Origin of the sequence: Vibrio sp. 661 (assembly GCF_033339315.1) — a bacterium.
Taxonomy (GTDB): domain Bacteria; phylum Pseudomonadota; class Gammaproteobacteria; order Enterobacterales; family Vibrionaceae; genus Vibrio; species Vibrio alginolyticus.
In genome coordinates, this window is the sequence record NZ_JAWOUJ010000014.1 from 56,538 (window position 1) to 76,280 (window position 19,743).

The 19,743-nt window shown below is 44.9% G+C and carries 19 protein-coding genes; 7 read left to right on the plus strand and 12 right to left on the minus strand.

What is annotated here, in order from left to right:
- Positions 1 to 52 precede the first annotated feature (52 nt).
- The 4 genes from R7P69_RS19285 (at position 53) to R7P69_RS19300 (ending at position 3,122) form a co-directional block, all read left to right on the plus strand.
- Complete coding sequence (locus tag R7P69_RS19285) at positions 53 to 1,768, plus strand: proline--tRNA ligase (protein ID WP_005380292.1); 1,716 nt, start codon at positions 53 to 55, stop codon at positions 1,766 to 1,768.
- Positions 1,769 to 1,945: 177 nt separating this feature from the next.
- Positions 1,946 to 2,614, plus strand: coding sequence for a tellurite resistance TerB family protein (locus R7P69_RS19290; RefSeq protein ID WP_238952088.1), 669 nt, complete (start codon positions 1,946 to 1,948; stop codon positions 2,612 to 2,614).
- Positions 2,615 to 2,724: 110 nt separating this feature from the next.
- Entirely contained in the window at positions 2,725 to 2,931 is a 207-nt protein-coding gene (locus R7P69_RS19295; protein ID WP_005391765.1) for a YaeP family protein, read from the plus strand.
- A complete protein-coding gene (locus R7P69_RS19300; RefSeq protein ID WP_005380289.1) occupies positions 2,931 to 3,122 on the plus strand; it encodes a DUF4250 domain-containing protein in 192 nt (63 codons plus the stop codon). The genes R7P69_RS19295 and R7P69_RS19300 overlap by 1 nt, the downstream gene beginning before the upstream one ends.
- 104 nt (positions 3,123 to 3,226) lie before the next feature.
- On the opposite strand, the gene R7P69_RS19305 is transcribed toward R7P69_RS19300, so the two are convergent.
- Positions 3,227 to 4,591 (minus strand): sodium-dependent transporter, encoded by a 1,365-nt coding sequence (locus tag R7P69_RS19305; protein WP_005391763.1) that lies wholly within the window; start codon positions 4,589 to 4,591, stop codon positions 3,227 to 3,229.
- Positions 4,592 to 4,969: 378 nt separating this feature from the next.
- Between R7P69_RS19305 and R7P69_RS19310 the strand changes: the two genes are divergently transcribed.
- Positions 4,970 to 7,516: an Ig-like domain-containing protein gene (locus tag R7P69_RS19310; protein ID WP_238952089.1), complete on the plus strand. Its 2,547-nt coding sequence runs from the start codon at positions 4,970 to 4,972 to the stop codon at positions 7,514 to 7,516.
- A gap of 90 nt (positions 7,517 to 7,606) precedes the next feature.
- On the opposite strand, the gene R7P69_RS19315 is transcribed toward R7P69_RS19310, so the two are convergent.
- Positions 7,607 to 8,350 carry a YggN family protein gene (locus R7P69_RS19315; protein WP_005380283.1) on the minus strand — a complete coding sequence of 248 codons (744 nt, stop codon included), beginning with the start codon at positions 8,348 to 8,350 and terminating at the stop codon, positions 7,607 to 7,609.
- 61 nt (positions 8,351 to 8,411) lie between these two features.
- A complete protein-coding gene (locus R7P69_RS19320; protein WP_005380280.1) occupies positions 8,412 to 8,891 on the minus strand; it encodes a GreA/GreB family elongation factor in 480 nt (159 codons plus the stop codon).
- A gap of 76 nt (positions 8,892 to 8,967) precedes the next feature.
- On the opposite strand from R7P69_RS19320, the gene R7P69_RS19325 reads away from it, so the two are divergent.
- Entirely contained in the window at positions 8,968 to 10,893 is a 1,926-nt protein-coding gene (locus R7P69_RS19325; protein ID WP_005380279.1) for an ATP-dependent DNA helicase RecQ, read from the plus strand.
- Here the strand turns inward: R7P69_RS19325 and dinB are convergent.
- Positions 10,890 to 11,954: a DNA polymerase IV gene (dinB, locus tag R7P69_RS19330; RefSeq protein ID WP_025768236.1), complete on the minus strand. Its 1,065-nt coding sequence runs from the start codon at positions 11,952 to 11,954 to the stop codon at positions 10,890 to 10,892. The genes R7P69_RS19325 and dinB overlap by 4 nt on opposite strands.
- 76 nt (positions 11,955 to 12,030) lie before the next feature.
- Positions 12,031 to 12,264, minus strand: a complete 234-nt coding sequence (locus tag R7P69_RS19335; RefSeq protein ID WP_005380277.1) for a DUF2789 domain-containing protein — start codon at positions 12,262 to 12,264, stop codon at positions 12,031 to 12,033.
- A gap of 188 nt (positions 12,265 to 12,452) precedes the next feature.
- On the opposite strand from R7P69_RS19335, the gene R7P69_RS19340 reads away from it, so the two are divergent.
- A complete protein-coding gene (locus R7P69_RS19340; protein ID WP_042521393.1) occupies positions 12,453 to 13,670 on the plus strand; it encodes a diguanylate cyclase in 1,218 nt (405 codons plus the stop codon).
- 158 nt (positions 13,671 to 13,828) lie between these two features.
- Here the strand turns inward: R7P69_RS19340 and nqrM are convergent, their stop codons facing one another.
- From nqrM to R7P69_RS19375, 7 genes are all read right to left on the minus strand, one after another.
- Positions 13,829 to 14,062, minus strand: coding sequence for a (Na+)-NQR maturation NqrM (nqrM, locus tag R7P69_RS19345; protein WP_005380273.1), 234 nt, complete (start codon positions 14,060 to 14,062; stop codon positions 13,829 to 13,831).
- 22 nt (positions 14,063 to 14,084) lie between these two features.
- Positions 14,085 to 15,089 carry an FAD:protein FMN transferase gene (locus R7P69_RS19350; RefSeq protein WP_238952090.1) on the minus strand — a complete coding sequence of 335 codons (1,005 nt, stop codon included), beginning with the start codon at positions 15,087 to 15,089 and terminating at the stop codon, positions 14,085 to 14,087.
- A 155-nt stretch (positions 15,090 to 15,244) separates the two neighbouring features.
- On the minus strand, positions 15,245 to 16,468 hold the full coding sequence (gene nqrF / locus R7P69_RS19355) for an NADH:ubiquinone reductase (Na(+)-transporting) subunit F (protein ID WP_005380271.1): 1,224 nt from the start codon (positions 16,466 to 16,468) through the stop codon (positions 15,245 to 15,247).
- Positions 16,469 to 16,501: 33 nt separating this feature from the next.
- Entirely contained in the window at positions 16,502 to 17,098 is a 597-nt protein-coding gene (gene nqrE, locus R7P69_RS19360) for an NADH:ubiquinone reductase (Na(+)-transporting) subunit E (RefSeq protein ID WP_005380270.1), read from the minus strand.
- A gap of 7 nt (positions 17,099 to 17,105) precedes the next feature.
- Positions 17,106 to 17,738: an NADH:ubiquinone reductase (Na(+)-transporting) subunit D gene (locus R7P69_RS19365; protein WP_005380269.1), complete on the minus strand. Its 633-nt coding sequence runs from the start codon at positions 17,736 to 17,738 to the stop codon at positions 17,106 to 17,108.
- The gene (locus R7P69_RS19370; protein ID WP_005380267.1) at positions 17,738 to 18,508 is read right to left on the minus strand and encodes a Na(+)-translocating NADH-quinone reductase subunit C; all 771 of its coding nucleotides are present in this window, start codon (positions 18,506 to 18,508) and stop codon (positions 17,738 to 17,740) included. Before R7P69_RS19370 ends, R7P69_RS19365 begins: the two co-directional genes overlap by 1 nt.
- Positions 18,498 to 19,742: an NADH:ubiquinone reductase (Na(+)-transporting) subunit B gene (locus R7P69_RS19375; RefSeq protein ID WP_005380265.1), complete on the minus strand. Its 1,245-nt coding sequence runs from the start codon at positions 19,740 to 19,742 to the stop codon at positions 18,498 to 18,500. Before R7P69_RS19375 ends, R7P69_RS19370 begins: the two co-directional genes overlap by 11 nt.
- Position 19,743: the final 1 nt, after the last annotated feature.

Below are 19,743 nucleotides of genomic sequence, written 5' to 3' on the forward strand. Positions count from 1 at the left end.
ACTCCTGCTTATTCAAGCTTGAGTATCTAACTTAAATAAACGGATAAATTTAATGCGTACCAGTAATTATCTTCTTTCTACTCTGAAGGAGACTCCAAACGACGCAGAAGTAGTGAGCCACCAGCTCATGCTACGTGCAGGTATGATCCGTAAGCTGGCTTCAGGTTTATACACCTGGCTACCTACTGGTCTACGTGTACTGCGTAAAGTCGAAAACATCGTTCGTCAAGAAATCGACAATGCAGGCGCAGTCGAAACTTTGATGCCCGTTGTTCAGCCGTTTGAACTATGGGAAGAGACAGGCCGCAGCGAAAAGATGGGTCCTGAGCTACTTCGCTTTACTGACCGTCATGTTCGTCCGTTTGTACTTAGCCCAACCGCTGAAGAAGTGATCACTAGCCTTGTTCGCAATGAAGTGAGCTCTTACAAACAGCTTCCGCTAAACCTGTACCAAATCCAAACCAAATTCCGTGACGAACGTCGTCCACGCTTCGGTGTAATGCGTTCACGTGAATTCTCAATGATGGATGCGTACAGCTTTGACATTGATAAAGACGGCCTACAAAAGTCATACGACGCAATGCACGATGCTTACTGTAAAGCATTCGATCGCATGGGTCTGGATTACCGTCCTGTACTTGCAGATAGCGGTGCTATTGGTGGTAGCGGCTCTCAAGAGTTCCACGTACTGGCTGAAAGCGGCGAAGATATCATCGCATTTTCTAGCGAGTCAGATTACGCGGCAAACATTGAAAAAGCAGAAGCACTAGCTCCAGCCTCTGAGGCTGCGGCACCAACACAAGAAATGACGTTGGTTGATACGCCAAACGCGAAAACAATCGCTGAATTGGTTGAGCAGTTCGAACTACCAATTGAAAAAACAGTGAAAACACTGTTTGTGAAAGCATCTGACGAAGTTGATGCGCCAATCATCGCGCTTATTATTCGTGGTGATCATGAACTGAACGAAGTGAAAGCAGAAAACCTTCCTCAGGTTGCAGCTCCACTGGAAATGGCATCTGAAGAAGAAATTCGTGCGCTTATCGGTGCAGGCCCAGGTTCACTTGGCCCTGTTGGCCTTAAACTGCCGTTCATTGTTGACCGCAGCGTTGCGGTAATGAGCGACTTCGGTGCGGGCGCGAACATCGATGGCAAACACTACTTCGGTATTAACTGGGGTCGTGATGTAGAGCTTGGCCAAGTTGAAGACCTACGTAACGTTGTGGAAGGTGACCCAAGCCCATGTGGCAAGGGCATTATCCAGCTTAAGCGTGGTATCGAAGTTGGCCATATCTTCCAACTAGGTAACGCTTACTCCGCAGCGATGAACTGTGGTGTACTGGGTCCTGATGGTAAGAACGTCATCCTAGAAATGGGTTGTTACGGTATCGGTATCACTCGCGTAGTAGCGGCTGCTATTGAACAAAACCACGACAAATACGGCATCATCTGGCCAGATGCAATCGCACCATTCCAGGTCGCGATCGTTCCAATGAACATGCACAAGTCAGAAGAAGTGAAAGAAGCCGCTGAGAAATTGTACGCTGAGCTAACAGCAATGGGCATCGAAGTGCTATTTGACGACCGTAAAGAACGCCCAGGCGTAATGTTCTCTGACATGGAGCTTATTGGTGTACCGCATACCATTATTATCGGTGACCGCTCAATGAAAGAAGGCAACTTCGAATACAAGAACCGTGCTACTGGTGAGAAAACAGCAGTCGCAATGACTGACATTGTTGAGCACGTAAAAGCTCAACTAAAGTAAGCACTAGACGAGTTCGCATTTGAAGTAGTTTCAAATAGTTAAAAAGGGTTGGCTTCGGTCAGCCCTTTTTATTACAGCTCAACGCCCCCCTCCACCTTTTTCGAACTATTCACTTTGTTAATCTTTGGTTCAGCTTCTTGCTATTAAACTGATTTCATCATCTAAAGGAGGTCAGTTATGGATTTAAAAAGTCTTCTAAACCAAGCACTCAAATCAGATTTACTTAAGCAAGGTGCAGATGCATTGGGCAAACAAACCAACAACATCAAATCCTCATCAAATTCAAGTAGCCTAAAAACGCTAGGAGCAGGTGCTGTAGGCGGAGGCCTCATCGGTATGTTGATGGGCTCAAAGAAAAGTAAAAAAATGACTAAAAAAATAGGGTCAAGCGCATTAAAAGTCGGTGGCGCAGCTGCGCTTGGAGCCTTGGCCTACAAAGTGTATAACGACTGGCAAGCCAAGCAATCCGGTCAAGGTGTTCAAGAAACCTTTGACCCCGATGACAGCAAACACAGTGTCTTAATTTTAAAAGCAATGATTGGAGCTGCAAAAGCTGATGGTCACGTTGATGAAGAGGAAATGGCTCGCATTGAACAAGCTCTCGCGGATATGGGCGCAGATGAGCACGTTTGTCACCTCGTTCAGCAAGAGTTAAACAAACCGCTTGATCCTGCTGAAATTGCTAATCAGGCGACCTCTCCTCAACAAGCGTCAGAAATTTACCTAGCGTCTTTGATCGTCGCTGATGAACAAAACTTTATGGAAAAAGCGTATCTGCAAGAACTAGCAAAACAACTTCAACTTTCACCAGAAGTCACTCAGCAGTTAGAAGCACAAATGCAGTGATTAAATCTCGCTCAAGCAAACCTTCAACTTGAGCCAAAACAACTCTGTACTTTGAGTTTCAAATCCGCTGTGTGTATATTGAGATAAGTTATCATTTAGTGGAAAGAAACATGCAAGTATACGGCTGTTGTGAACTGGTTCGTGAGCTTTATGCTCAGATTGGTAGTGGCGATCAAGCTTATATTCCCCAAGCAATTTCATGTGCAGTTAAAGCACTGAACGATGTTGCAGCGGATGAGTCCCTGCCTAAAGAAGTGCGTGAAAAAGCGGCATTTGCTGCGGCAAACCTACTGATTTCAGATTTTGAGGATAAGTAATGAATCTAGCGAACTTTGAATCCATGGATCCTGTCATGCTGATGAGCATTGTGAATATGAAGCTACGCGACGACTTCGGTGGTGACTTAGATAAACTGGTGGCTTTCTTCGATATCGAACGCACAGCACTGGAGACAAAACTGGCTTCTGCTGGTTTTGACTTTCTTCCAGAAGCAGGACAATTCCGTTAATCCACACCATGCTTGGCGGATAACCGAAACGAGAATAACCAATATGAAAAAGGGCTTGATGAGTTACCATCAAGCCCTTTTCTTTTATTCGATAGGCGTCTCGGTTAGCCAAATGAAGCCCAGATGACTGTCGCCACAAGAATTGGACATACAAACTTCACATACGCAGGCCATAACTTACCAAACCAACCTTGCGTAAACTCCGGGCAACCTTGCTCAAGCTCTTTGATTTTTGAGTTGCGATTCCATACCCAACCACCAAATAAGCAGAATAAGAGCGCAGCGGTTGGTTGTAGATACTGAGTAGCAACCGTCGCGACCATACCAAACAGAGCGCCAAAGTTATAAACAATCACCACACTGAACAAGGCAATGAGACCACCTAAAACCCAGCTCGTTGCGCTGCGCTTAGTATTGAAGCGCTCACTCACTAAAGCCACTGGACACTCTAACATTGAAATGGAGGACGTTAGCGCCGCAATCGTCAGCAATAAGAAGAACACAATAGAGAACAATTGACCAAGCAAACCTAAGCTATCAAACATCAATGGCAATACGGTAAATACCAACGTATCAGAGCTTAATAGAGAGCCATCTTCTGCATAGATCTGAACGCCTTTTTGCATTGCCACAAACATCGCTGGCATCACCACTAATCCTGCAATGAAAGCAACGGCAGTATCTACCATGGTCACGTTCATCGCCATCTTTGGTAGGTTCTCTTTCTTACTCAAGTAAGAGCCATAAATCAGCATTGAACAGCCACCGATCGTAAGCGAGAAGAAGCCCTGCCCCATTGCAGCAAGAATCAACTTGCGGTCCCATACCTTTTCAAAATCCGGCACTAGGTAATGTTTCAGACCTTCCATCGCACCGTTTTGCGTCATGATGTAAGCAAATAGCAGAGCAAACAAAACAAACAATGCTGGCATCAAACGTGTGGACCACTTCTCAATACCTTGTTTTACGCCACCTTGTACGATGAGAATCGTCAGTACATAAAAAGTAATGGTTCCGAACAAGTTACGTTCAACACTAAAGCCCTTTAGCCATTGAGTTGCAGCTTCTAACCCCATTAGATCTGTGATTGCACCCAGTAAAAAGCAGATCAACCAACCACCAACAATTGAATAAAACGCTAAGACAGCGCTTGGTACGCTTAAACCAATCCAACCCACAATGCCGCCGAGCTTTTTACCGGCAGGGTTATCTGTGATTGCACGCATACTGTCTACAGGGTTGGCTTGACCATGGCGACCAATCGCCATTTCAACCACCAGCATCGGAAATGCGACGATAAGAATCATCACCAAATAAACTAACAGGAAAGCACCGCCACCATTACTGGCTGCTTGAGTTGGGAAGCCCCAAATATTGCCAAGGCCAACTGCGGCACCTGCGGCAGCTAAGATGAACCCGAGACGAGAGCCAAAATGCTCGCGAGGCTGAGAAGAGGTTTGCTGTGTCATACTACTCACACAAAAATATCATTGAACTAGCTAACTAGTACACTATAGCAATATTCACTATTCAACAAGAGCACCTCGGTTAAATCCTCGACAGTTGAAACAATTTGTAGTCATTCAGCTTGTAAATTTTAACGTACATCTCATATTCATCGCTCAAAAGCCTCGCGACTGTTGTTCGTTTTACGTGGCTGAATTTTACCAATCCTTCTGCCGTGAAGTGAGCCGAAAAATAATGAGCTCTGGTGTAAGGGACGAACTGTTCCTCGTGATACTGTGTCGAAAAGCAGAATATTGTGCTTCGCTTTTTCCCCCTAATGTCTATTTATCAGCTAGTTATTACTCTGTTCTCATTTATACCCATGATTCAAGGAGAGGAAAATGAAGGTCACCCTACTTCACGGAGCGATGGTTGTAGCACTCAGCGCCAGCTACCAAGCTCAAGCCTATAACTGTCAAAGTTTACCCGACTGGGACAGCACTGCGACTTATACATCGGGCGCTTTAGTAAAAACGCAAGGAGCCGCTTATGAGGCTGCATATTGGACGCAAGGCAATGATCCCGTGACCAACTCAGGATCTTGGGAAGCATGGAAAGCGTTAGGGCAATGTGATGGTGGAAGCAACAATTTATCACCAACGGTGTCGTTCTCCTCTCCAATAAACAACGCACAAATTCCCGAAGGCAGTGCGATCACTTTGTTAGCCAACGCAGCTGACGAAGATGGCCAAATCACACAAATTGAGTTTGTTGCAGGCAACCAAACCGTTGCTGTGGTAACTCAAGCACCATTCGAAGCTTCTTGGACAGCTATTGAAGGGATCTCGCAATTGACCGCAATTGCGACAGATAATGAGGGAGCTGTTAGCACCACGACGATTTCTATCCAAGTTCAACCACAAGTCGAATTACCGCCACCAAGCATTTCATTGACAAGCCCAGTAGGCACAGAAGTGCTTAATGTAGGCGATAACCTAACCGTAGCCGCTCAAGCTGACGATATTGATGGTGTGGTCACACAAGTTGAGTTCTTCGTAAACAATCAATCTGTCGCCATTGATACTAGCGCACCTTACGAATATCAATGGACCGCTAGTCCAGGTACATACTCGTTCAAAGCACAAGCGACTGATGATACAAACCTCGCAACGATGAGCCAAGAAGTAGCGCTGGTTATTAGTAATTCAGAAACCGGAACGGGCGGATGTGCAGATGCAGTACCTTATGTGGCAGGCACAAGTTATCAAGCTGGCGACCTGATTTCTCACTTCAACCAAAAATATCGTTGTGATGTTGCTGGTTGGTGCTCCTCGGATGCGACATGGGCTTACGAGCCTGGTGAAGGGCTATACTGGCAAGATGCTTGGAGTGGCCTAGGTGCTTGTTCGACACCACCGCAAGTTACCATTACGGCACCAACGGATGGACAAGTCGTGCTCGCTGGCAGCAATAACGAAATCACGGCAAACGCAAGCGATGCTGATGGCACAGTCACGCAAGTTGAGTTTTTTGCGAACAACACCAGCTTAGGGGTCACCACTCAAGCACCATATTCCGTTACTTGGAACGCCACACTTATTGGCGCTAACCAGCTTAAAGCCGTCGCAACCGATAATGATAACAACACGTCAGAGTCCCTGGTTGGTGTGGAAGTCAGCGATAAAGATTTGGTCGTCTCTCTGACTTCACCAAGCAGCGGTCAAACCGTCGGATTAGGCAAAAGTCTCGCATTAAGCGCCGATGCAACGTCTTTAACTTCAGGCATTAAACACGTTGATTTCATGATCAACGGCTCTATTGTTGCAACCGATACCACAGCACCTTACACAGCCAACTGGACACCAACTGCACTTGGTAACTTTACAGTTAGCGCCCAAGCTGTGGATTTGTCAGGAAGCAATGCACTGTCTGACGCCGCAGCAATAACGGTGGTTGAGCAAGTAGAGAAACGCCATAAACTCATCGGTTACTGGCACAATTTTGTAAATGGTGCGGGCTGTCCAATTCGTCTAGCAGATATGGCAGATGCTTGGGATGTGATTGATATTGCCTTTGCTGAAAATGATCGCAACAGTGATGGCACTGTGCACTTTAATCTATATTCAGGCGATATTTACAGCGATTGTCCAGCACTCGATCCAACACAATTCAAGCAGGACATGGCAGCGCTTCAAGCTAAAGGTAAGAAGTTTGTTCTCTCTCTTGGCGGCGCAGAAGGCACGATTACGCTGAATACCGACCAAGATGAAGCCAACTTTGTCTCTAGCCTAACAGGTCTTATCGCTGAGTGGGGCTTTGATGGTCTAGATGTGGATTTAGAGAGTGGTTCTAACTTAGTTCATGGCTCGCAAATTCAAGCTCGCCTTGGTCGTGCTTTGCTTCAAATAGAGCAAAACATGGGTGGAGATATGTACCTAACCATGGCGCCTGAGCACCCTTATGTTCAAGGCGGCTATGTGGCTTACAGCGGTATTTGGGGAGCTTACATTCCTGTGATAAACGAGACACGCAGCACGCTCGACTTGCTTCACGTCCAGTTATATAACAACGGCGGTTTGCCAAACCCATACCTGCCAGGCAGTGCACCAGAAGGCTCTGTGGATATGATGGTAGCGCAATCTAAAATGCTTATCGAAGGTTTTGAGTTGGCCGACGGCACTCAATTTGCACCATTGCGCGATGATCAAGTCGCAATCGGTTTACCTTCAGGTCCTAGCTCGGCAAATTCAGGGCAGGCTCCAACACAGAATATTATCAACGCACTAGATTGTTTAACCAAAGGCACTTCATGTGGCACCGTTAAACCAGCGTACCATTACCCGAATTATGCAGGAGTAATGACATGGTCTATCAACTGGGATCAGCATGATGGCTTTAACTTCTCAAAACCTGTCGGCGATAAGCTCACCGAGATGAATGCGCAATAAGCTATCAAAGAATAAGCGAGTAAAACGCAAAGAGAGCACAATAGTGCTCTCTTTCTTTATCTCATCGAGTTTTTGCTTTTTAATGAGTAATTAAATCGTAAATACTCGGTAATCTTTTAGCTCAGGGATTTTCTTCAACAGATCGTTTTCTTGCCCTGCCATGTCATCCAGCGAATCGCACAAGTCTTCTGCTTGTTGTTCTACCTCTTTCGAATGCTCGGCTAAACGCTCTTCTACTTTCGCGCTGAGTTCAGCCATACTCTCTGATAATGCAGTGAGGTTTATCCCTCCCTCTTCCTTCATTTTTTTCGATAAAGCATCCAACGAACTGGCTAAAAACTCTTTATTGAAGATCTCTTGTGCTTTTGCAAAGTCTTCAGTCCACCCTTGTGTCATGGACTCAAAACTTTCCGCAGGCAGGATGAAATCACCATCTTTGTAGTAACGTGATTCAACATCTGCGAAAAAGTCCTTTACTGCGACTTTTACATTATCAAACGCACCAGGTGCATCGAGGCTTTCCGCAACATCATCAATAATATCATTCGCAAGCGCTAAACCATCACTCGCCAATTGCTTTGCTTGTGGAATATACGCGTTCATTTTTTCGCGATAGTCTTCAATTGCCGCTTTTTGGTCGGCATTGAGTTCAATTAGCTCACCTTTGATGAAGAGGTTGTTATCCTCATCCACGACAGCTTTATCACCTGTCGTTTGGCGAATTTCCAAGCTTTGCCCATCCATACGGACTTCATTATTGATGTCCACACGACACTGCGCTGCATAACCAGTAGCACTGACCATCAGCAATGAGAGTGTAAAAAGCTTTTTCATGTCATTCTCTTTTATTTAACATTACTCGTGTTAAACATAACACTGAGTGATACATGAGATGTCAGCAAATCGTCACGACTTCGTAACAAGTTGTTTTATCTCCTATTTTCACGTCAACCTCATCACCCTCTTCTTTCCCGAACAACGCTCGACCCAGAGGAGATTTGGCTGTTAAGACAAAGACTTCCAGAGTCTGATATTGAACAGTCAAACCACCAGAGCAAGGGCCTACAAAGAAGTGCTTTTCGATCAAATTCTCATCTGCGAGAACAACGTAAGCACCAACACCAACAGGCGCATTCTTAAAGTTACGAGTCACTAAAGAACGATATTGACGCAACTCCTCTTCACTATCTTGAATTCGCATGGCTTGTCCATGAGCAAGATACGCGGCTTCAAGTGCCAATGTATCGTACTTGTGCTCGGGAACAGTTTCTTCATCTGTGGCGGCATCGATAGCTCGCTGAGCCGATGAATGGGCAACTTGAAGTTTTTCTTCCAGATGTTGGATGATAATTTGGACTAAGTCAGCTTTGTTCATACTTTTAGGACGCGCGTTTAGTATTCGGGGTGTGTTAATGTAGCCAAGTTTACCATCAAAGAAAGGTTTCCCTATTATGCAAAGTGACTCGCTGCATCAAACACTTCAATCTGTATTTGGTTTTGACTCATTACGCCAAGGTCAGCAACCCGTTATTGAAGCCGTTATGAATGGTTACTCTGCTGCGGCAATCTTTCCTACAGGCTCGGGGAAGTCACTCTGTTATCAACTACCTGCAACCATATTACCCAACCTTACGTTGGTGATCTCTCCGTTGTTGGCGTTAATGAAGGATCAACTGAGCTTTTTACAAAGTAAAGGAATCGCGGCCGCTTCTATCGATAGCAGTCAAAGTAGAGAAGAAGCACAACAGGTCATGGCTGGCGTGAAGAATGGACAAATCAAAATCTTGATGATTTCTGTTGAGCGACTAAAAAATGAGCGTTTTCGTGAATTCATTCGCCAAGTACCGATTTCTTTGATGGTCATTGATGAAGCGCACTGTATTTCCGAATGGGGGCATAACTTTCGTCCAGATTATCTCAAACTACCGCAATATCAACGTGAACTGAACATCCCACAGTCTTTACTTCTCACCGCAACGGCAACGCCTGCAGTTATTGAAGACATGCAAAAAAAGTTCGATATTTCCAGTGAACATATTACCGTTACAGGCTTCTACCGCTCTAATCTGGATATCTCGGTGATCCCGTGTGAGGAAACAAAGAAACAAGAACAGCTCAGTGAGATCATCGCCTCTTCACCTAAGCTTCCGACCATCGTATACGTGACGCAGCAGCAAACAGCAGAACGAGTAGCAAAGTCATTAATCCATATTGGCATTAACGCTCACGCATACCACGCTGGCATGAAAAGCGACGTTCGTGAACAAATCCAACAGCAGTTCATGGATGGCCAAATTGACTGTATTGTTGCAACGATTGCATTTGGTATGGGGGTCGATAAATCTGATATTCGACGCGTCATTCACTTCGACTTACCCAAATCAATCGAGAACTACGCACAAGAGATTGGACGTGCAGGCAGGGACGGGCAACGCTCGGAGTGCATTCTGCTAGGCAATACGTCCGGCCTAACGGTGTTGGAGAATTTTGTCTATGGTGACACACCAGAATTTACGTCAATTAACTATGTAGTCGAGCAAGCGAAAGAACATGCTCCACAATGGGAGGTAGTGCCACTGCGTTTGTCGCGTGAAAGTAATATCCGCCAATTGCCACTCAAAACCTTGTTGGTTTATTTGGAGCTACATAACGTCATTGAAGCAAAGTACAGTTACTTTGCGGAATATCGGTTTAAGTTTTTGCACGATCAGCAATTTATTGTGAATCAATTTCAAGGCGAGCGACGTCAATTTGTGGAGGCTATTTTTTCCTGCTCACAAAAAGCCAAAGTGTGGTGCCAAGTTGATCTAGAAGCGCTATGGATGAACTATCAATCGGAACGCAGCCGAGTTGTCGCAGCGCTCGACTATTTTCACCAGAACGGCTGGATAGAACTAGAGAGCAAACAACTGACGGACGTGTACTCAGTTATGCCAACCAAACAGAGCTCGGATGTTTTAATCCAACAACTGTATGAACTGTTCCAATCCAAAGAAAGCAAAGATATCGAAAGAATCCACACCATGCTGCACTTGTTCCAGTCCGAGCACTGTTTGAGCTCACAATTGGCGAACTACTTTGCGGATCACGATGCACCAAAGCAATGTGGTCACTGCTCCGTGTGTCGTGGTCACGTCGCCACATTCACAGCACCAGAACCTGAAGATATTGAACAATCTCAAGTATCGATATGGGCGCGGGAGTTTATTCAGCTTTCCCCATCGGCCATCAGTAATGATGCCGTTGCTCGCTTCTTGTGCGGAATCAGCACTCCTTTGATTAGCCAGCTAAAAGCCTCAAAGCTAGCAGGTTATGGTGCAATGGCAAATGTAAGTTTTGAGCAGGTATTAACGCAGGTAGAAACGGTAAGGGCCTAAAAAAAGCTCAATTGACGCGCTTGGTCTTCGGGCTTGAGCATCACGTTCAAGCCTAAAAGGCGAATTTCCCGTCCATTTTGGCGTTTAAGAATATCTCTTAGCAAGATCTTGAAGTCCTCAAGCTCTAATTGCGGATGGATGTGCTCAATTGTTGTCAGTTGAAAGTCGGCAAATTTGACTTTAATACCTTGTTTAATAATCGACTTATCTGGGCTTGCACGCTCTAAACGTTTCTCGAGTTCAGGATAAAGTTTCTCCTCAATCACTTGCCAACATTCATCATAGGTTGCGATGTTCTGGCTGAATGTCCTTTCCACACCGACGGACTTTCTCTCGCGCTCAACAACGACTTCTCGATTATCAATTCCATGGCTTCGCTGCCATAAGGAGGCACCCTGACGACCAAACTGCCTCAACAACTCTCGATAGTCACTGTTTTTAATGTCCTCACATCGATAAAAACCGGCTTGGTGGAGCTTCTCAAGACTCACCTTCCCCACACCAGGAATGTTCTCTAGCGGAAGACTATCGATAACCTCTTGGACTTTCTCTGGCGGAATCACAAACTGACCGTTGGGCTTGTTCATGTCTGACGCGACCTTGGCAAGAAACTTTATCGGAGCAATGCCCGCCGATGCCGTCAACCCAAGTTCACTCCAGATATCGCGGCGAATTGACTCTGCGATCAACGTAGCGGAGCCACGGCAAGCTGTCGAGTCCGTGACATCGAGGTATGCTTCATCCAATGAGAGAGGTTCAATGATAGGCGTATAACGCTCAAAAATAGCACGAATCTGCTGAGAGACTTGCTTATATACATGCATTCTACCGGGCACAACCAACAAATGAGGACAGAGTTGCAGCGCGCGCGCCGTTGACATTGCACTGCGAACACCATATTTACGCGCATCATAATTACAGGTGCTAATCACTCCACGCTGCTTTTCATGTCCGCCAACAGCGAGTGCAATGCCACGGTAACTGGGGTTATCTCTCATCTCTACGGCAGCATAAAAACAATCCATATCGACATGAATAATTTTTCTAATTCGATCTGACATAGCCATCAAAGCACTGTTCAAAAAAACAGTATAAATCAAATCTACCTGAAGAGAAATGGGCGTGTTTAAGCGAACGTCAATCTCGAAGCATTACGTCCAATTGATCGACTAATTCGGCCCAATCTGCATCTTCTTCGATGGCTTGTTTTAGAAAGTTCGCCTGTGACATCGTCCAAAAGCTAGCTTCATGTAAAGGCGCAGAATCTCTTTTGTGTCGATGTTGATTAATAAAATCTTTCATTTCTTGAGGAGAGCTACCGAGGCCCAGTTGTTGAAATAGCTCAGCCATACCATGTTGATGCATTTCCATACTACTTTCTCCCTACGTTAGCTAAACATAATTATATAACTAAGACAGGAATAATGATGTGATGTTAACGGATGCGTGTCAAACATTTGAGTAGTTGTTCTACTTTTGGTTGACATGTGTTTTTTTGATGGCGATAAGTTTAATTTTAGTTATCATTGATTTTAAACAATTAATTTTGGGGACTGCGCTTGAGTAATAAGATTCTGGTTGTTGAAGATAGTCGTGCATTTAAAAACTTTCTTTGCCAAACAATAAGCCAAGCTGGTTATGAGGTCATCGCAGCGGAAAGCTACGCGGAGGCAAAGAACTTGTTATCTTCAGCACAGGACCTCTTCTGTGCGGTTTTAGACTATTGTTTACCGGATGCTCAAGATGGCGAGATTATTGACCTCGTTTTGGAACATGGTCATCGTGTCATTGTTTTAACGGCTCGATTTCAAGAAGACACTCGCGAAAAGATGCTTGCAAAAGGTGTCCTCGACTATATTTTGAAAGACAGCATGGCGTCCGTTTCCTATCTATTACCACTCCTCAAGCGACTAACCAACAATCAACAACACAAATGTTTAGTCGTTGATGATTCACACACCGTAAGAAGACACATTGCCCAACTTTTGGAGCATCAATATATTCAGACGTTGGAAGCTGACAATGGGCAAAAAGCCCTAGAGCTTGTCGAGCAAAATCCAGATATCACTCTCGTTTTAACCGACCATGATATGCCCGTTAAAGATGGCATTACTATGGTGCGTGAATTACGTCGGAAGTGGGATAAAAATCAATTAGCCATTCTCGGCTTGTCGGGTAGTAACTCTAAGACCATGACGGCTAGGTTTCTAAAAGCAGGGGCCAATGACTTTTTATACAAGCCATTTAATCAAGAAGAATTTTTTTGCCGTATTCACCAACTGTTAGATATCAAAGACGCAACATCTGAACTGTTTAAAATGGCAAATCAAGATGCGCTAACGGGCTTATGGAACCGCCGCTTTCTGTTTGAGCAGCCCCATGTAGAAAACGCTCAAAGAAACATCGCGATGCTTGATATCGATTTCTTTAAGCAAGTAAATGATACATACGGACATGAGGGCGGCGATGCAGTGCTAGTCATGATAGCGAATATTCTAAAAATCTATTTTCCAAATGATATTGTCGCTAGGCTTGGTGGCGAGGAGTTTTGTATTCAAGCCAGTGGCGACTATGACGGCTTTCTAACACGCTTAGAACAAATGAGACAGCGCATAGAAAAAACGCCAATAACTTATTTGGACAAAAACATTCTTGTGACCGCGAGTATTGGTGTAAGCAACATCGAGGGGGAGCTGGAACAACAAATAAAAGTGGCGGATGAGCGACTTTACATGGCCAAAGAGAACGGACGTAACCAAATCATTTCTTCGTCCTAATGACTATCGGTGTGGTCTTGCTCTGTAACATGAGAGAAAGAAACAACAAAACATGGTATTAGGCTCTTTCTCGGACATCTGAGTTTTGGTTAGCTACCTAAAAATAAAGCTCAGCAGAACGCTGAGCTTTATCACTTTCTTAGTACGATTAACCAATACTAAGCAATTCTATCTTTTTCCCACGCCGCCAATTTCTCAGCACGCGCAGCCTCGCGCGCTTCACGTTTTTTACGCGCATCGCAGGGTTCTGGACAATTACACACTTTTTCGATGCCAACTGCCCCTAGGCCACCGCAGCTACCTTTCACGACTTTCTTTTGGAAAATGTATCCGACAGCCATTGCAGTGATTACCGCGACAAACACAGCAAAGGTAATTAGAAATGTATTCATAAAAACATGCTCACTTCTGTTGTTATTTCTTCATGAATGGCTTGTATGCTTCCGAAGCCAACTCTTTAAAACCATCTTCCGTTTTCACAATCATGAAAACAGGAATATTATTTTCGTTCGCAATTGCCATGCCTTTGTCTTCACCTAGCACCATAAGACCAGTTGCAAGACCATCAGCAGTCATCGACGATTTATCTAATACCGTTACAGACACCACTTTATGATGAATTGGTTTGCCTGTTCGTGGGTTAATAATATGAGAGTATCTCACACCATTACTCTCAAAGTAATTACGATAGTCACCACTTGTTGCAATTGCCATGTCGCCTGGTTCAATAATTTCTTGAATTGAACGTTCATCAACGGTCGGTTTTTCAATTGCGATACGCCAAGGCACACCTTCACGATTGACACCTTTGAGACGCATTTCACCACCGACTTCGACCATAAAGTTCTGTACCCCTTCAGATTGAAGGTAGTCAGCAACCACGTCAACCCCCCAACCTTTCGCAATCGTCGATAGGTCGACGTACAAGTTAGGAAGATCTTTGGACAGTGTATTACCATCAACAGATAGGTGGTGAATACCGGTATTTGCTTTGCGAGAAGCGAGTTCTTCATCGGTTGGAACTACATCTGGACGAGCTTCTGGACCAAACCCCCACAGGTTAACTAGAGGGCCGACCGTCACATCCAATGCACCTAAAGTAAGACCGTTAAGGCGAATTGCTTCTTTCACTACCGTTGCTGTTTGTGTCGAAACTGTAAATGGCTCGCTCGTTTGATGCTGATTAAAACGACTTAACTCTGAGTCGTCACGATAGGTCGACATTTGGTCATTAACCTCTTCCAATAAGCGATCAATTTCTGTCTGCATCGCTTTTGGCGTTGGAATACCATCTTGCTCGATATACTTGATGTTGTAAGAAGTCCCCATGGTAGGGCCACTTAAATGAATTTGATCTGCAGGCTGCTCACAGCCAACCAAAATCAATAGAGAAGCGAATGCAACAAGCCACTTTTTCACTTGTTAACTCCCAATGTTGTTGAATTGATATGGGAAATAGGACCAATCCTTTCAATCCGATTACCTATATCAACTGTTGAATATCAGTTTTATGTCTATAAAAAATAATGGCTAGCTCTTGGAGAGCTAGCCATAGATTCAATCACTTGGAGGAATTAACCACCGAAGTCATCTAGTAGGATGTTTTCATCCTCTACACCTAGATCTTTCAGCATGCCGATTACAGCAGCGTTCATCATAGGTGGACCACACATGTAGTATTCACAGTCTTCTGGCGCTTCGTGATCACGTAGGTAGTTCTCGTAAAGAACGTTGTGAATAAAGCCAGTGTAACCATCCCAGTTATCTTCTGGAAGTGGATCAGACAGTGCACAGTGCCATACGAAGTTGTCATTCTCAGCTTGTAGCATATCGAAATCTTCTACGTAGAACATTTCACGCTTAGAACGTGCGCCATACCAGAAAGACATCTTACGCTTAGAGTGCAGACGCTTAAGTTGGTCGAAGATGTGTGAGCGCATTGGAGCCATACCAGCACCACCACCAACGAATACCATTTCTGCATCTGTATCTTTCGCAAAGAACTCACCAAATGGACCAGAAATAGTACACTTGTCGCCTTCTTTTAGAGACCAGATGTACGAAGACATGATGCCTGGTGGTACGTCTGGGTTGTTCGGCGGCGGAGTTGCGATACGAACGTTAAGCATGATGATACCGTGCTCTTCTGGGTAGTTAGCCATAGAGTATGCACGAATGGTCTCTTCATTAACTTTAGACTCGTAACGGAAAAGGTTGAACTTCTCCCAGTCTTCACGGTATTCCTCAGGAATATCGTAGTCTGCGTATTTCACGTGGTGAGCAGGAGCTTCAATCTGGATGTAACCACCAGCACGGAAAGGTACTGATTCGCCATCTGGAATTTGTAGCTTAAGCTCTTTGATGAATGTCGCTTTGTTATCGTTAGAGATAACAGTACATTCCCACTTCTTAACGCCGAAGATTTCTTCAGGAAGCTCGATATCCATGTCAGTTTTCATTGCAACCTGACACGCTAGACGCTCACCTTCACGCGCTTCACCTTTAGTAATATGGTCAAGCTCGGTTGGTAGGATGTCGCCACCACCTGATTTAACTTTTACGCGACACTGACCACATGAGCCACCGCCACCACAAGCAGAAGATACGAATACGCCAGCACCTGCTAGAGCACTCAGTAGCTTACCACCTGGTTGTGTAACGATCGCCAGAGAAGGGTCATCGTTCACAGAAATTGTAATGTCACCTGTTGGTACAAGCTTAGACTTAGCGAAAAGAATCACTAGTACTAGTGCAAGTACGATCAGAGTAAACATCACTACACCAAGAATAATGTCCATTGACTATTCCTTAATTGTTGCGGTTTACCCGACTTACAGTTGAACACCAGAGAAAGACATAAAGCCTAACGCCATAAGACCTACAGTGATAAATGTGATACCAAGACCACGTAGACCTGGAGGTACGTCAGAGTACTTCATCTTCTCACGGATACCTGCAAGAGCAACGATTGCTAGCATCCAGCCCACACCAGAGCCGAAACCGTAAACGATCGATTCAGCAAAGTTGTAGTCACGTTGTACCATGAAAGATACACCACCGAAGATTGCACAGTTTACTGTGATCAGCGGTAGGAAGATGCCTAGCGCGTTGTACAAAGGTGGGAAGAAACGATCTAGGACCATCTCTAGAATCTGTACAAGTGCTGCAATTACACCGATAAAGGTGATGAAGTTTAGGAAGCTAAGGTCCACGCCCTCAACTAACGCGTTCTCTCTCAGAACTAGGTTGTATACCAGGTTGTTCACAGGAACAGCGATAGTCAGAACTACCACAACTGCAACACCTAGGCCGAAAGAGGTCTTAACCTTCTTAGATACGGCAAGGAAAGTACACATACCTAGGAAGAAAGACAGAGCCATGTTTTCGATGAAAATCGATTTAACTAACAGACTAATGTAATGTTCCATGACGTCCTTACTCCTTCGCTTCTACTTGTTCTGGTTTCAGAATACGGATTACCCAGATAAGGAAGCCGATTAGGAAGAATGCTGATGGTGCTAGTAGCATTAGGCCGTTAGGCTGGTACCAACCACCGTTGCTCACTAGAGGTAGAACTTCTAGACCAAATAGTTTGCCTGAGCCAAATAGCTCACGGAAGAAACCTACAGTGATAAGAACGAAGCCGTAACCTAGACCGTTACCAATACCGTCAATAAGAGATGGTACTGGCGCAGACTTCATTGCGAATGCTTCAGCACGACCCATTACGATACAGTTAGTGATAATCAGACCAACGAATACAGATAGCTGTTTAGAGATATCGTATAGGTAAGCTTTTAGCACTTGGTCTACCACGATTACTAACGATGCGATGATTGCCATCTGAACAATGATACGCACACTGTTAGGAATGTGGTTACGGATCAATGAAACAGAGAAGTTAGACAACGCAGTTACAAATGTTACCGCTAGTGTCATTACAAAAGCTGTTTCTAGTTTAGTTGTTACTGCAAGAGCAGAACATACACCAAGAACTTGTAGCGCGATTGGGTTGTTATCCAATACTGGCGCTAGAATGCTCTTTTTAACGTTTTGTGCACTAGACATTAGTTAAGTTCTCCGTCACGAACTTTTGCTAGGAAAGGACCAAAGCCCATATCACCTAACCAGAAGTCAAATGTGTGTTGAACACCATTACTAGTGAGCGTCGCTCCTGATAGGCCATCAACACCGTGCTCAGAACCTTGCGGTGCGCCGCCTTTCACGACCTTAATCGCTGGCTGGTGATCTTCATTGTACAATTTCTTGCCAATGAATTGATCGCGCCATGAAGGGTTCTCTACTTCACCACCAAGTCCAGGAGTTTCACCTTGCTCGTAGTAAGTAATAGCAGACACAGTATTACCATCAGTTTCAACGGCTACAAAGGCATACATCATCGACCATAGTCCTTTACCGTGCATAGGCAGGATAACTTTTTGGACTTCATCTTGATCTTTTACAAGGTACACCACTGCTGTATTCGCGCGACGACGGATATCAGCTACGTCTTCTTCTGGTGTCAATGCGATTGAACGTTCTGCATCTTTTGATGCTTCACGTTGATCGTACGTAGATGCATTACCCTCAGTAAAGTTACCTGTTTCAAGGTCTACTAGACGAGGTTCGATGTACTCAGCAAATAGCTCTGGTACTTTCTTACCGTTTGCGTCAATGCCTGCAACTTCAACGATCTTTGATTGCTTATCTAGGACAGCGTTAGCTTTTTGCTTATCACGCAGACCTACTGCTGCTGTTGATACGATGATTGAACAAACAAGGCTCAACCCGATAACAACACCCAGCGTCTTTTTAATGCTGTCGTTATTACTTGCCATAGCGTGCTAGTCTCCGCTTGATGTTCTTCTCAATCACTACATGGTCGAACAGAGGTGCGAATAGGTTCGCGAATAGAATCGCCAGCATCATACCTTCTGGGTACGCTGGGTTAACTACACGGATCATCACACACATTGCACCAATCAGGATGCCGTACCACCATTTACCTTTGCTAGTAAATGACGCTGATACTGGGTCCGTTGCCATGAAGAACATACCGAATGCAAAACCACCTAGAACTAGGTGCCAGTGCCATGGCATATTAAACATTGGATTAGTGTCAGAACCGATCACGTTAAACAGAGTCGATACTGCGATCATACCGATCATCACACCCGCAATGATGCGCCATGAAGCGATTCGCATGTAAACGATCATCGCTGCACCGATCATTAGAGCTAGAGTCGATACTTCACCAATTGAACCAGGGATGTTACCGATGAACGCGTCCATCCAAGTGATAGGAGCGCCAGTTACTGTGTTAACTAGAGCACCGTTACCACCTTGAGCCCATTGGCTAAGAGCAGTAGCACCAGAGAAGCCGTCAGCTGCAGTCCATACTACGTCACCCGAAATTTGCGCTGGGTAAGCGAAGAATAGAAATGCACGACCTGCAAGTGCAGGGTTAAGGAAGTTACGACCTGTACCACCGAAGATCTCTTTTGCTACAACAACACCAAATGTGATACCTAGCGCCGCTTGCCATAGAGGTAGCGTTGGTGGAACGATAAGTGCGAATAAGATAGAAGTTACAAAGAAACCTTCGTTAACTTCGTGTTTACGCACCATACAGAACAACACTTCCCAGAAGCCACCAACAATAAATACTGTTGCGTAGATTGGCAGGAAGTAAGTCGCACCTAGTAGCATCTTACTGCCAACACCCGCTTCCGCACCGATAGTGCCGCCAAGCATTTCTGTTAGCCAGTAGTGCCAGTTACCTGCGATAACTGTCGCTAGTTGGTCACCAGCGTACATGTGGTTAAGTGCTGCAATAGCTTGGCCACCTGCGTTGTACATACCCCAGAACATTGCTGGGAATACCGCAAACCAAACCATGATCATGATACGTTTTAGGTCAACGCTATCACGAACGTGCGAGCTTTTATTTGTTACGATACCTGGGGTGTAAAAAACTGTTGCTACAGCTTCGTACAGGGCAAACCATTTTTCGTGTTTGCCACCAGGCTCAAAATGATGCTCGATGTCTTCAAGAAACTTTTTAAGAGCCATG

Coding starts and splice junctions, on each gene's coding strand:
- nqrM (WP_005380273.1), bottom strand. CDS start 14,062: ATGAATACATTTCTAATTACCTTTGCTGTGTTTGTCGCGGTAATCACT.
- R7P69_RS19300 (WP_005380289.1), top strand. CDS start 2,931: ATGAATCTAGCGAACTTTGAATCCATGGATCCTGTCATGCTGATGAGC.
- R7P69_RS19290 (WP_238952088.1), top strand. CDS start 1,946: ATGGATTTAAAAAGTCTTCTAAACCAAGCACTCAAATCAGATTTACTT.
- R7P69_RS19285 (WP_005380292.1), top strand. CDS start 53: ATGCGTACCAGTAATTATCTTCTTTCTACTCTGAAGGAGACTCCAAAC.
- R7P69_RS19335 (WP_005380277.1), bottom strand. CDS start 12,264: ATGGAAATGCATCAACATGGTATGGCTGAGCTATTTCAACAACTGGGC.
- R7P69_RS19375 (WP_005380265.1), bottom strand. CDS start 19,742: ATGGCTCTTAAAAAGTTTCTTGAAGACATCGAGCATCATTTTGAGCCT.
- R7P69_RS19320 (WP_005380280.1), bottom strand. CDS start 8,891: ATGAACAAAGCTGACTTAGTCCAAATTATCATCCAACATCTGGAAGAA.
- R7P69_RS19315 (WP_005380283.1), bottom strand. CDS start 8,350: ATGAAAAAGCTTTTTACACTCTCATTGCTGATGGTCAGTGCTACTGGT.
- nqrE (WP_005380270.1), bottom strand. CDS start 17,098: ATGGAACATTACATTAGTCTGTTAGTTAAATCGATTTTCATCGAAAAC.
- R7P69_RS19295 (WP_005391765.1), top strand. CDS start 2,725: ATGCAAGTATACGGCTGTTGTGAACTGGTTCGTGAGCTTTATGCTCAG.
- R7P69_RS19325 (WP_005380279.1), top strand. CDS start 8,968: ATGCAAAGTGACTCGCTGCATCAAACACTTCAATCTGTATTTGGTTTT.
- R7P69_RS19310 (WP_238952089.1), top strand. CDS start 4,970: ATGAAGGTCACCCTACTTCACGGAGCGATGGTTGTAGCACTCAGCGCC.
- R7P69_RS19370 (WP_005380267.1), bottom strand. CDS start 18,508: ATGGCAAGTAATAACGACAGCATTAAAAAGACGCTGGGTGTTGTTATC.
- nqrF (WP_005380271.1), bottom strand. CDS start 16,468: ATGGACATTATTCTTGGTGTAGTGATGTTTACTCTGATCGTACTTGCA.
- R7P69_RS19365 (WP_005380269.1), bottom strand. CDS start 17,738: ATGTCTAGTGCACAAAACGTTAAAAAGAGCATTCTAGCGCCAGTATTG.
- R7P69_RS19305 (WP_005391763.1), bottom strand. CDS start 4,591: ATGACACAGCAAACCTCTTCTCAGCCTCGCGAGCATTTTGGCTCTCGT.
- dinB (WP_025768236.1), bottom strand. CDS start 11,954: ATGTCAGATCGAATTAGAAAAATTATTCATGTCGATATGGATTGTTTT.